Origin of the sequence: Achromobacter sp. ES-001 (assembly GCF_019448355.1) — a bacterium.
GTDB classification, from domain to species: Bacteria; Pseudomonadota; Gammaproteobacteria; order Burkholderiales; family Burkholderiaceae_B; genus Achromobacter; species Achromobacter spanius_B.
The window spans coordinates 2717406-2730561 of sequence record NZ_CP079940.1; the positions used below are offsets into that span (position 1 = coordinate 2717406).

A 13156-nucleotide genomic window follows, 5' to 3' on the forward strand; every position below is an offset into this window, starting at 1 on the left:
TGTCCGTATTGGAGTGCGTCAAATGGATAGCCTTAGCGGCATAGGGGTGTTTGTGCTGGTGGCGCAGGCGGGCAGCTTTGCCGAGGCAGGGCGCGCGCTTGGGGTGTCGCCGTCGGCGGTGGGCAAGAGCATCGCGCGAATGGAAGCGCGCCTTAAGGTGCGACTGTTTCATCGCAGCACACGCCAACTGGCGCTGACGCCGGAAGGCGAGAAATTTCTGGATCGCTGCCGCCGCATCCTGGCCGAGGTCGAAGCGGCAGAGCTGGAACTTTCCGCCGCCTCGGACGCGCCGCAGGGCAAGCTGCGCGTGAGCCTGCCTCGCTACAGCGGCCTGTTTGACGCCGCCGTGGCCAGCTTCATGCGGCAATACCCGCTTGTGAAGCTGGACCTGGACTTCACCGACCGCATGGTCGATGTCATAGGCGAGGGCTACGACGCCGTGGTCCGCACTGGCGACATGGAAGACTCCGGCCTGAAGCGCCGCCGCCTGGGCCCGTTCCGCCGGGTGCTGGCGGCTTCGCCCGACTATCTGCGTCAGCACGGCACGCCCAAACGCGCCGCCGATCTGCTGGGCCACGCCTGCCTGCATTACCGCTATCCCGCCACGGGCCGCCTGGAAAAATGGCCGTTCAAACTGGGGCAGGACGCGCAGGCGCCCGAGCTGCCGTTGACGCTGGTGTGCAACAGCGTGGAAATGCGGATTGCGCTTGCCGTGGGCGGGCAGGGCATTGCCTGCCTGCCGGACTTTACGATCCGCCGCGAGCTGGCGGCGGGGCAGTTGCACGTGGTGATGGAAGACCGCACGCGCGGCGGCGGCACGATGTGGGCGTTGTGGCCCGCCAGCCGTCAGGCGTCGCCCAAGCTGCGCGTGTTCATCGACCACCTGGCGCAGCATTTGTTTCCGTAGTGGCGCTGGCCTGCGCCCGCCCAGGTTGCGTAGTATGTCGCCTGGGCGCACTGGCACTGCCCGCCAGTGTGACAACCATCACGATCCTCCGGAGCCTCTCGCATGCCTCTCGCCACGCCGGCCGACGCCGCCAGCCTGAACCCCATCGTCGCCATGTCGGCGCATGCCTTGTCGGACGCGATCCGGCGCCGCGAGCTCTCCTGTGTCGAGGTCATGCGCGCCTATCTGGCGCATATCGACAAGGTCAATCCCAAGGTCAATGCCATCGTCGCGCGCCGCGATGCCGATGAACTGCTGCGCGAGGCCGCTGAACGCGATGCGCAGCTGGATGCCGGCCAGTGGCTGGGCTGGATGCACGGCATGCCCCAGGCGCCCAAGGACCTGACCGCCGTGCGCGGCATGGTCACGTCGATGGGCTCGCTGGTCTACAAAGACCAGGTTACGCAGCACGATTCGATCATCGTCGAACGCATGCGGGCGGCGGGCGCCATCTTCATCGGCCGCACCAACGTGCCGGAATTCGGGCTGGGCTCGCATACGTACAACCCGGTCTATGGCACCACGGGCAACCCCTACAACCCCACCAAGACGGCCGGCGGCAGCAGCGGCGGCGCGGCGGCAGCGCTGGCCGCGCGCATGCTGCCGGTGGCCGACGGCAGCGACTTTGGCGGCTCGCTGCGCAACCCCGCGGCGTTCTGCAACGTGTACGGCATGCGGCCGTCGGCGGGGCGCGTGCCGTTTGGGCCGTCGCCCGAAGTGTTCTTGAAACAGCTGTCCTACGAAGGCCCCATGGGGCGCACCCCGCGCGACGTTGCAATGCTGCTGTCCGTTCTGGCTGGCTATGACAAGCGTTCGCCCTTGTCCTTGCGTGACGACCCGGCGCAGTTCACTGCCGCGCTGGATGCGGATATGCGAGGCAAGCGCGTGGGGTGGTTGAGTGACTGGAAGGGCTATCTGCCAATGGAGCCGGGCATTCTTGACGTGTGCGCGCAGGGCCTGGCCACGCTGGACACCGTGGGCTGCGACGTGGTCGATTACGACGTGCCGTTCGCCGGCGACCGGCTGTGGCGCATGTGGTTGACGCATCGCCACCTGATGGTGGGCGGGCAGTTCCAGGCGTTGGTGCAGGACCCAGCCACGCGCAAGCTGGTCAAGCCGGCGCTGATCTGGGAAGTGGAAGGCCTGGACGGCATGACGGCGCTGGATGTCTATCAGGCCACGCAGGAACGCAGCGCGTGGTACCAGACGGTGCTGCGCATGTTCGAAGACGTGGACTTTCTGGCGGTGCCGTCCGCGCAGGTGTTTCCCTTTGACGCCACGCTGGATTGGCCCAAGCACATCGACGGGCGCCCCATGGACACCTATCACCGCTGGATGGAAACCGTCACGCCGTGGACGCTGGCCGGCTGCCCGGTCATCAGCGTGCCGGTGGGCTTCAGCCCTGACGGCCTGCCGATGGGCATGCAGTTGATCGGGCCGCCGCAAGCGGACCTGGACGTGTTGCGCCTGGCCCAGGCGTACGACCAGGCCTGCGATTGGGTTGCCGCGTATCCGCCTGCTGCGCTGTGGTCCGCGTCGACGTAGGCGCGGGAACTGCCGGTCGGCCCCGGCGCCGGCCCCCGTGCCCCCGTGCCCCCGTGCGGCCATAGGGGCCTGACCGGCCCCACGCCGCGCCCCAACCGCGCTACGCACCGTCATCCAGAAAAGACAAGCTTTGTAAGCGATCTTTGCTTTTTTCTGACGAATAGCCCATTTTTGCGGGGATTTCCCTAGTTTTTCATGGCTGGGTGGACCGGGCTTTGCAATAATCAGCCAAATTCCCCACATCCTGTCATGGGTTCAGGGTCGGGCGTTGTCGTGTGGCACCACCACAAAGGTCTTCCAGTATGAATAATCTGACTCTTCGCCAGCGCATCTTGGCCAGCTTCATGGTGATCCTGGCCATCATGGCCTTGATGGTGGTGGTGGATTACCGGCGCCTGCTGCACATCGAAGACGAAGTGGTGATGATCAACACCGATGCCGTGCCGGGCATTTACTACAGCACGTCGATCCGGGCGTCGTGGTTCGCGGGCTTTGTCGTGGTGCAAGACGCCTTTAACAGCGACACCGAGCAAGAGCGCCGCGCCACGCTGGAAACGCTGCCCAAGAACGATCAGCAGCTGCAAGAAAACGTCGATTTCTACCGCCGCACAATTGCGCGCGACGACGACCGCGCGATGTTCGCGGAGTTCGAAAAAGACTTGCAGGAATACAAACGCATTCGCGCCGACATCCTGGCGGCGACGGCCGATCCGCTTGTATCGCGCATGCGGGTCAAGAACGAACTGCGGCCCGCCTTCTACAAAGGGCGCGACATCCTGGCCAAGATGGTGGCCGAAAACAAGAAGCAGGCCGATGATGCCGCCGTCAGCATCAAGTCCGCCGTGGATTCGGCCGAAGTCGGCATGCTGGTGTCGCTGGCGTTCGCCATCGCGGCGGCGCTGGTGTGCGGCTTCTTGCTGATGCGCGCCATCGCCAACCCCATGCGCGACATCGTCAAGACGCTGGAAGCGACCGGCGGGGGTGACCTGACCCGCCGCTTGTCGCTGGCCCGCAAAGATGAATTCAACGCCATCGAAACCGGCTTCAACGGCATGGTTGATGAGCTGACCGGCCTGGTGGGCAAGACGCAGCGCTCGGCCGTGCAGGTCGCGACCTCGGTCACGGAAATCGCCGCCACCTCCAAGCAGCAGCAAGCCACGGCATCCGAAGTGGCGGCCACCACGACCGAGATCGGCGCAACCTCGCGCGAAATCTCGGCGACCTCGCGCGAATTGGTGCGCACCATGACGGAAGTGTCCAGCGCGGCCGAGCAGACGGCGTCGCTGGCGGGCAGCGGGCAGGTGGGCCTGGCGCGCATGGAAGACACGATGCGCAACGTGGTGGGCGCCGCGGGTTCGGTCAACGCCAAGCTGGCCATCCTGAACGAGAAGGCCGGCAATATCACGCAGGTGGTCACGACGATCACGAAAGTGGCGGACCAGACGAATCTGCTGTCCCTGAACGCGGCGATTGAAGCCGAGAAGGCCGGCGAATACGGCCGAGGCTTTGTGGTGGTGGCCACCGAGATCCGCCGTCTGGCCGACCAGACCGCCGTGGCCACCTACGATATCGAACAGATGGTGCGCGAGATCCAGTCGTCGGTGTCGGCCGGTGTGATGGGCATGGACAAGTTCTCGGAAGAAGTGCGCCGGGGCATGGCCGACATGCAACAGGTGGGCGATCAGCTGTCGCAGATCATCCAGCAGGTGCAGACGCTGGCGCCGCGCGTGCAGATGGTCAACGAAGGCATGCAGGCGCAGGCCACGGGCGCCGAGCAGATCAACCAGGCCTTGCAGCAATTGAGCGATGCGGCCCAGCAAACGGTGGAATCGCTGCGACAGTCCAGCCTGGCCATCGAAGAACTGACGCTGGTGGCCAACGACCTGCGCAGCGGCGTGTCGCGCTTCAAGATCTGATTCTTCCATGGTGGAAACTGCGTCCTTGCCCAAGCCCAGCGTCGCCGCCAACGCGGCGGCCAGGCGGCTGTATCTGCTGTTCCGCATCGGCGGCGACCGCTATGCGCTGGACGCGGGAGATGTGATCGAGGTGCTGGGCCTGCGCGTCTTCAAGCAAGTGCCGGGCGCCCCGTCGTGGGTGGCGGGCTTGTTGCAATGGCGCGGCGCGGCGGTGCCCGCCATCGACATGAGCGCGCTGGCCGGCCACGCCGACGCGGCGCGCGTGACCAGCACCCGCCTGGCGCTGGTGCGCTATCGGGCAGGCGGGGCGGCGGCCGAGCATGTGCTGGGCCTGATCCTGGAACAGGCCACCGAAACCGTGCATTACGACCCCGCCGCGTTCCAGCCGTTTGCGCTGGATAACGCCAATGCGCGCTACCTGGGGCCCGTGCTGAACGACGGGCAGGGCATGGTGCAGGCGGTGGGCGTGAACGAACTGCTGCCGCCGCCCGTGCGCGCGATGCTGTACCCGGCGGACCGGGAGATCACGCCATGATGCTGGTCGACGAATTCAGCGCCTTGCTCAAACGCAAGATGGGGCTGGATAGCGGCTCCATCGGCAAGGCCGCCGTTGAACGCGCCGTGCGCCACCGGATGGGCGCGGCGGGCGCGGCCGACGAACACGATTACCTGACGCGCCTGCACACTACGCCGGCCGAGATGCAGCAGCTGATCGAAGCCGTGATCGTGCCCGAGACCTGGTTCTTTCGGTATCCGGAATCGCAGACGGCGATGGCCGCGCTGGCGCGTGAACGCCTGTTCGCGGCGGGCGCGCCCGATGACCGCGTGCTGCGCGTGTTGAGCATGCCGTGTTCCAGCGGCGAAGAACCGTATTCCATTGCCATGGCCTTGCTGGACGCCGGGGTGCCCGCTGCGCGTTTCCAGATCGATGCCGTGGACATCAGCGAACGCATGGTCCAGTTTGCGCAACGCGCCGTGTATGGGCGCAACTCGTTTCGTGGCGACGACCTGGCGTACCGCGACCGCCACTTTGCCGAGACGGCCGACGGCCATCAACTATCCGCGCAGGTGCGGGAACGCGTGTGCTTTCGGCAGGGCAACGTGTTCGACAGCCAGTTGCTGCTGGGCACGTCGCCGTATGACTTCGTGTTCTGCCGCAACCTGCTGATCTATTTCGACGGGCCGACTCAGGAGCGCGCGGTGCAGGTGCTGCGGCGCTTCACGCGCGCCGACGGCGTCATCTTCGTGGGTCCGGCTGAAACCAGCTTGCTGACCGCGCGCCGCCTGCCGTCGGTGGCAATGGCGCGCTCGTTCGCCTTCCGTAATCAAGCCATGCCGCCCCAAGCCGATTTGCCCGCGGCGTCCCGGCCGATCGTGCACGCGTGGACGCCGCCCCGACGGCCGGTGGCGCAGGTCCCAACCGGACACCTGCCGGTGCCGCATGCGGCGATTCCGCCCGCTTCGGGGGCGTCGCCGATGCGCTCATCCGTGGCCGGCCCGACCGCGACGTCCGGGTCGACGTCCGGGTCGACGTCGGGGGCGACAAACGCCGCTAGCTGGCAGGCATCGCCCAGCGCGGCGACCAGCGCATCGACCAGTACATCCAGCACATCCCCCGGCGCATCCCCCAGCGCCGACGCTTCCCTGCGCCAGATCGCCGCGCTGGCCGACCGGGGCCGCGTGCAAGACGCGCTGGCGCAGTGCCGCGCGCATATCGACATCCACGGCGTCAGCGCCGACGGGCTGCATCTGCTTGGCCTGTTGCAGGATGCGGCGGGCGACTCGCGCGAGGCGCAGGCGTCCTACCGCAAGGCGCTGTACCTGGACCCCACCCACCGCGAGGCGCTGCTGCACCTGGCCGCGCTCATCGCGTCGGCGGGTGACATCGAAGGCGCGCGCCGCCTGCAAGCGCGCGCGGCGCGACAGGAGGCCAGACGTGGTTGAACCCATCGCGCTGCTGTCCGACGTGGACGACTGCTGGAACCGCATCGGCATCCGGGGCGACAAAACCTGCCCGCAATTGCCCGAGCACGTGCATTGCCGCAACTGCCCCGTCTACGCCGCCGCCGCCAAACGCATCCTGGACCGCCTGCCGCCGCAGATGGACGCGTTGGATGGTGATTCGCCAGACGCCGACCACGACAAACCCCATGAAGACGTTCAGATGTCTTCGCTGCTGGTCTTCCGGCTGGGCCGCGAATGGCTGGGCCTGCCGACGCGCGCGCTGGACGAAGTGGCCGGCACGCGCGGCATTCTGGCGCTGCCCCATCGCCGCGACCCGGCAGTGTTGGGCGTGACCAATGTGCGCGGCACCTTGACCGTCTGCGTGTCGCTGGCGCGTTTGTTGGGGCTGGACATGACGCCGGCCCCGCTGGATGTGCGCGAACGCTCGGGCGCCGCGCGCATGTTGATCTTCGGCGGCGCGGGCCGGGCCGTGGTGTTGCCGGTGGACGAGGTGGAAGGGATACACGCCGTCGACCTGGACCGGCTGGAACCGCTGCCGTCGACGGTGCAGGGCGCGGGCCTGAAATATTCGCGCGGGGTGCAGCGCTGCGGCAGCCGCAGCGTGGGCGTGCTGGACGAAACCCAGTTGATGCAAGCTTTGGAACGGAGTCTGGCGTGAACCCGGACGAAATGCGCGACGCCTCGCTGCTTGAGCTGTTTCAGCTTGAGACCCGCACCCAGGTGCAGGTGTTGAACAACGGCCTGTTGGCGCTGGAACACGACCCCACCTCGGCGGCGCAGCTGGAAGCCTGCATGCGGGCGGCGCATTCGCTGAAAGGGGCCGCGCGCATCGTGGACCTGCACCCGGCCGTCCGCATCGCGCACGCCATGGAAGATTGCCTGGTGGCCGCGCAGGAAGGGCGGCTGCGCTTGCAGGCAGACGATATCGACGCCTTGCTGCTGGGCACCGATTTGTTGCAGCGGGTCGCTACGCCGGGCGCGGAGCTGGGCGGTGAAATCGACGAGGTGGTAGTGCGCCTGAGCAGCGCGCCCAACGCGCCGCCGGCCGTGCCGCCGCGCGCGCCCCGGCCGTCGGATTTCCTGCCGCCCATCAAGCGCGTTGAGGACGAGCCGCTGACGGCAACGCCGCCGAGGTCGCCCGATCCGATGCCCTTGGGCGTGCCGGTTTCACCCGCATCGCCCACCCCGGCGCCGGTGCGCCGCAGTTCCGACCAGGGGCTCTCCGAAGGCGAACGCGTGCTGCGCGTCACGGCCGACACGCTGAACAAATTGCTGGGCCTGTCCAGCGAAACGCTGGTGGAATCGCATTGGGTCGGGCCGTTTGGCGCGTCCATGTTGCGGCTGCGGCGCATGCAGGCGGGCGCCGCGCAAGCGCTGGACGGCGTGCGCGGCGCCCTGGCCGGACAGCAGCTGGACGCGCGCGCCCAGGCGGCGCTGGACGACGCGCAGCGCATCGTGGACCAATGCCAGCAGGAACTGATTGAACGCACCAATGAAGTGGATGAATTTGGCTGGCGCATGAGCCATCTGGCGCAGCGCTTGTACGACACCGCGCTGACGTGCCGCATGCGCCCGTTTGCCGACGGCGTGGGCGGCATGGCGCGCATGGTGCGTGACCTGGGCCGATCGCTGGGCAAGCAGGTGCGGCTGGAAATAGACGGCGACGCCACGCAGGTGGACCGAGACATCCTGGAAAAACTGGACGCGCCGCTGATGCACCTGCTGCGCAACGCCGTGGATCATGGCATTGAAATGCCGATGGACCGCATGGACGTCGGCAAACCGCCCGAAGGCTTGATCCGGCTGTCGGCGCGCCATTCGGCCGGCATGCTGGTGATTGAACTGAGCGATGACGGCTCCGGCATTTCGCTGGATCGGCTACGCGTTGAAGTCGTGCAGCGCAAGCTGACCACGGCGGAAACGGCCGCCCGTCTAAGCGAAGCCGAGCTGCTGGAATTTCTGTTTCTGTCCGGCTTCAGCACGCGCGGTGAAGTCACTGAAATTTCAGGACGCGGCGTGGGGCTGGACGTGGTCCAGACCATGGTGCGCCAGCTGCGCGGCGCCGTGCGTGTGCACCAGACGACCGGGCAGGGCACGCGTTTCGTGCTGGAAATGCCGCTGTCCCTATCGGTGGTGCGCAGCCTGCTGGTCGAGGTGCAAGGCGACATCTACGCGTTTCCGCTGGCCTATGTCAGCCATGCCTTGCAGGTGCGCTCGCAAGAGATCGAGCAGCTGGAAGGGCACCAGCACTTTCGCTTCATGGGCCGGCAGGTGGGCCTGGTGTCCGCGCGGCAGATCCTGCGGGGCGGCGAGCCCGCGCCCTCGACCGAGTCCATGGCCGTGGTGGTCGTGGGCGACCACGACAAGCGGTACGGCATCGCCGTTGACCGCTACGTCGGCGAGCGCACGCTGGTGGTGCAAGCGCTGGACCCCCGGCTGGGCAAAGTGCAGGACGTGATGGCGGGCGCCTTGATGGACGACGGCACGCCGCTATTGATCCTGGACGTGGAAGACATGCTGCTGTCGGTACAAAAGCTGATCGAAGGCGGGCGGCTGGCGCGGGTGGACGGCGGTGGCCCCATCGCCCAGGAGCGGCGCCGCAAGCGCGTGCTGGTGGTGGACGATTCCCTGACCGTGCGCGAGCTGGAACGCAAGCTGCTGGTGAACCGGGGCTTCGACGTGGCCGTGGCGGTGGACGGCATGGATGGCTGGAACATGCTGCGCGGGGAGGATTTCGACCTGGTCGTGACCGATGTGGACATGCCACGCATGGACGGCATCGAACTGGTGTCGCGCATCAAGGCCGACCCCAAGCTGCAGGGCTTGCCGGTGATGGTGGTGTCGTATAAGGATCGCGAAGAAGACAGGCGGCGCGGGCTGGACGCCGGCGCTGATTACTATCTGGCCAAGGGCAGCTTCCACGATGACGCGCTGTTGGACGCTGTCGAGGACTTGATCGGGAAGGCACTGACGTGAGAATCGGCATCGTCAACGATATGCAGATGGCGGTTGAAACCCTGCGCCGCGCCATCGCGCTGGAACCGGGGCTGGAAGTGGCGTGGGTGGCGTCAAACGGCGAAGAAGCCGTGGCGCAATGCGCGCGCGACCGGCCCGACGTGGTCTTGATGGACCTCATCATGCCCGTCATGGACGGGGTAGAGGCCACCCGCCGCATCATGGCGGAAACGCCGTGCGCCATCGTGGTGGTGACGGTGGACGTCGCCCGCCATACGGCGCGGGTGTTCGACGCCATGGGCCACGGCGCGCTGGACGCGGTGGACACGCCGGTGGTCAGCGGCGGCGACATGCGTGCCGCCGCCGCGCCCTTGCTGCGCAAGATTCGCAACATCGGCTGGCTGATCGGGCGCTATGGCAACCGGCCCACGCTGACGCCCGTGCCCAAATCAGCGGCGCGTGCCGACGCACAACGCCTGCTGGTGATCGGCGCGTCGGCGGGCGGCCCGGCCACGTTGGCCCAGTTGCTAGGCGACCTGCCGCTGGATTTTCCCGCCGGCATCGTACTGGTGCAGCACGTGGATGCCTCGTTCGCGGCAGGCATGGCGGACTGGCTGAACGACCAGGTGCAGCTGCCCGTCAGGCTGGTGCGCGAGGGCGAACGGCCGATGCCCGGCCAGATCTTGCTGGCGGGCACGGACGACCATCTGCATCTGCTGCCCGACGGCACGCTGCGCTACACGCAAGACCCAAAAGAAAGCCTGTATCGGCCTTCCATTGACGTGTTCTTTCACAGCGTGGCGCAGCATTGGCGCGGCACGGCGGTTGGCGTGCTGCTGACCGGCATGGGCCAGGACGGCGCGCGTGGCTTGAAGGCCATGCGCGAGCGGGGCTGCCTGACCATCGCGCAAGACCAAGCCACCAGTGCTGTCTACGGCATGCCCAAGGCGGCCGCCGCCATGCAGGCCGCGGTGGAAATCAAACCATTGGACCAGATCGCGCCGCGCTTGATTCAGGCCTTGGCCTAAGCGCTCGATCCCGTTCGACATCAAGGACTTACCATGCACCCACCTTTCGACAGCGCAGCCTCGGCCGACCTGAACGCGCACGCAGCCATGGTGCTGCTGGTTGACGATCAGGTGATGGTCGGCGAAGCGATCCGGAGGGCGCTGGCCACGGAAGGGAACATCGATTTCCACTATTGCTCGGACCCGTACAAAGCGCTGACGGTGGCGATCCAGACGCGGCCCACCGTGATCCTGCAAGACCTGGTGCTGCCGGGCGTGGACGGGCTGAGCCTGGTCAAGGAATACCGCAGCCATCCGGTGACGCGCGACATTCCCATCATCGTGCTGTCCACCAAGGAAGACGCAGCCATCAAAAGCGCCGCGTTTTCCGCCGGCGCCAATGACTATCTGGTCAAGCTGCCGGACGCCATCGAACTGGTGGCGCGCATCCGCTATCACTCGCGTTCGTACCTGGCGCTGGTGCAGCGCGACGAGGCCTACCAGGCGCTGCGCCAAAGCCAGCAGCAGCTGCTGGAAAGCAATATGGAGTTGCGCCGCCTGACCAATTCGGACGGGCTGACGGGCCTGGGCAACCGCCGGTATTTCGACGAATACCTGAATGCCGAATGGCAACGCGCGCGTCGCGACCAACGCGAAATCAGCATGTTGATGATCGATGTGGACCACTTCAAGGCCTACAACGACACCTATGGCCACATCGCGGGCGACGAGGCTTTGAAGCGCGTAGCCAACACCATCTTCGCCAGCTGCGACCGGTCCACCGACCTGGCCGCCCGTTTTGGCGGCGAGGAATTTGCGCTGGTGCTGCCGGGCTCGCCGGCGGGCAGCGCCAGGCTGGCGGCCGAGAAACTGCGGCGCGCCGTCGAGGCCATGCAGATTCCGCAAAAGGACACGGGCTCAGGCCCTTGGCTGACCGTCAGCATCGGGACGGCCACGGCCATTCCGGTGGCCGACCAACCCTGCACCGACCTGATCCAGGTGGCCGATCGCGGCCTTTACCAAGCCAAGCGCGACGGCCGCAACCGCGTCGTTCCCGGGCAGATGCAAGCGCCTGCCTAGGCGCCGCGACAGGTGAAGCGGGGTTGACGACTTTGCTTCATGCGCGCAAGGCGCTCCAGGCGCGGTAACCGTTTCCAGCAGGGCGAGGGCCGATAGCGACACGCGCTCGGCCAGCTCGGCCTTGCTGAGCCGGCCATCTTCCGGACGGATTTTCATGGTTTTCCAATCGATCGCGTCCAGTTGATGTAACAAGGCAGTGTCTTTCAGGGACAAGTGCGAATGGGAAACAAAGTTTCTCATCAATATTTCGCATCAATATTTCTCATCAATACTGCAAGACATCCCGAGGCGGCTGGCGCTATCGTCGCAGCATGCGACACGCGCCTGCCCGGTCGGCTGGAACCCCGAAGAAAGAGGCACACCATGACGTATTCGACTTATCACAAGAAAGATATCTTTGGCCGTCCGCTGCATGCGGAAACGCAGATGATGTCGTACGGCTACGACCCCTTCCTGTCCGAAGGGGCGGTCAAGCCGCCGGTATTCCTGACGTCCACCTTTGCCTTCCGGTCCGCCGAGGACGGCGCGGCGTTTTTCGACCTGGTGTCGGGCCGCAAACCCTTGCCCCAGGGCGAATCCGCCGGGCTGGTCTATAGCCGCTTCAACCATCCCAACCTGGAAATCGTGGAAGACCGGCTGGCCCTGCTGGACGGGTCCGAGGCGGCGGCCGTGACGGCCAGTGGCATGGCCGCGATCAGCGCCGTGCTGATGGCCTTTTTGCGCCCGGGCGACCAATTGGTGCAATCGCTGCCGCTATACGGCGGCACGGAAACCCTGATCGCCAAGATTTTCCCGGAATGGGGTATTGGCTCGCACCCCATTCAGGACGGGCTGTCGCCCAAGCACATGCGCGCGGCGCTGGAAGCGGCGGCGGCCAAGGGGCCGGTGCGCGTCTTCTACGTGGAAACGCCCGCCAACCCCACCAACGCGCTGATCGATTTCGAAGGCATGAAGAACGAGCTGGACGCCTTCGAAACGCGGCACGGCTATCGCCCGGTCTCGGTGTGCGACAACACGCTGCTGGGGCCCATCTTCCAAAAGCCGGCCGAGCATGGCGTCGACCTGTGCGTGTATTCGCTGACGAAATACGTGGGCGGTCACAGCGACTTGGTGGCGGGCGCTGTGACGGGCAGCAAGGACCTGATCAAGAAGGTGCGCGCGATACGCAGCGCGTTCGGTTCGCAGCTGGACCCGCATTCGTGCTGGATGATTACGCGGTCGATGGAAACCGTGGTGCTGCGCATGAAGCAGGCCGCGCGCACGGCGACCAAGGTGGCGCAATGGCTGGCCGGCAACCCCTACGAAAAGGTCACGCTTTTTCATCCCGAGATGATTGCGGATCGCGCCTATCAGGAAGTCTACAAGCGGCAGTGCACGGGGCCTGGCTCGACGTTTGCGTTCGTGCTGGACGGTGGCCGCGAACGCGCCTTCCGCTTCATCAACGCGCTGCATCTGTTCAAGTCGGCCGTGAGCCTGGGCGGCACGGAATCGCTGGTGTGCCATCCCGCGTCCACCACCCATTCCGGCGTGCCGGCCGCCGAACGCGAGGCGGCGGGCGTGTCGGAAGGGCTGATCCGCATTTCGATCGGGCTGGAGCACGAAGAAGACCTGATCGCGGACATGGACAACGCGTTTCGCACGCGCTGAGCGCTTGGATGCTTAGGGGGCAGGGGACGGGTTGCGCCACCATGCGCAGCCACATACGTAGCCACATACGTAGCCACATACGCAGCCACCGTACG

Annotated in this window: 10 protein-coding genes; all 10 read left to right on the forward strand. The window is 66.3% G+C overall.

The window, feature by feature from the left end; translation table 11 throughout:
• Window positions 1–22 precede the first annotated feature (22 nt).
• Window positions 23–907, forward strand: coding sequence for a LysR family transcriptional regulator (locus KYT87_RS12345; RefSeq protein WP_219992348.1), 885 nt, complete (start codon window positions 23–25; stop codon window positions 905–907).
• A 102-nt stretch (window positions 908–1009) separates the two neighbouring features.
• Entirely contained in the window at window positions 1010–2491 is a 1482-nt protein-coding gene (locus KYT87_RS12350; protein WP_219992349.1) for an amidase, read from the forward strand.
• Window positions 2492–2793: 302 nt separating this feature from the next.
• Window positions 2794–4407: a methyl-accepting chemotaxis protein gene (locus KYT87_RS12355; RefSeq protein ID WP_219992350.1), complete on the forward strand. Its 1614-nt coding sequence runs from the start codon at window positions 2794–2796 to the stop codon at window positions 4405–4407.
• Window positions 4408–4414: 7 nt separating this feature from the next.
• Window positions 4415–4942, forward strand: coding sequence for a chemotaxis protein CheW (locus tag KYT87_RS12360; RefSeq protein ID WP_219992351.1), 528 nt, complete (start codon window positions 4415–4417; stop codon window positions 4940–4942).
• Entirely contained in the window at window positions 4939–6351 is a 1413-nt protein-coding gene (locus tag KYT87_RS12365) for a protein-glutamate O-methyltransferase CheR (RefSeq protein WP_219992352.1), read from the forward strand. Before KYT87_RS12360 ends, KYT87_RS12365 begins: the two co-directional genes overlap by 4 nt.
• Window positions 6344–7030, forward strand: coding sequence for a chemotaxis protein CheW (locus tag KYT87_RS12370; protein WP_046805894.1), 687 nt, complete (start codon window positions 6344–6346; stop codon window positions 7028–7030). The genes KYT87_RS12365 and KYT87_RS12370 overlap by 8 nt, the downstream gene beginning before the upstream one ends.
• Window positions 7027–9348: a hybrid sensor histidine kinase/response regulator gene (locus tag KYT87_RS12375; RefSeq protein ID WP_219992353.1), complete on the forward strand. Its 2322-nt coding sequence runs from the start codon at window positions 7027–7029 to the stop codon at window positions 9346–9348. The genes KYT87_RS12370 and KYT87_RS12375 overlap by 4 nt, the downstream gene beginning before the upstream one ends.
• The gene (locus KYT87_RS12380; protein ID WP_219992354.1) at window positions 9345–10355 is read left to right on the forward strand and encodes a chemotaxis response regulator protein-glutamate methylesterase; all 1011 of its coding nucleotides are present in this window, start codon (window positions 9345–9347) and stop codon (window positions 10353–10355) included. The genes KYT87_RS12375 and KYT87_RS12380 overlap by 4 nt, the downstream gene beginning before the upstream one ends.
• A 33-nt stretch (window positions 10356–10388) precedes the next feature.
• Entirely contained in the window at window positions 10389–11414 is a 1026-nt protein-coding gene (locus KYT87_RS12385; RefSeq protein ID WP_046805897.1) for a diguanylate cyclase, read from the forward strand.
• A gap of 363 nt (window positions 11415–11777) precedes the next feature.
• The gene (locus tag KYT87_RS12390; protein WP_046805898.1) at window positions 11778–13061 is read left to right on the forward strand and encodes a cystathionine gamma-synthase family protein; all 1284 of its coding nucleotides are present in this window, start codon (window positions 11778–11780) and stop codon (window positions 13059–13061) included.
• Window positions 13062–13156: the final 95 nt, after the last annotated feature.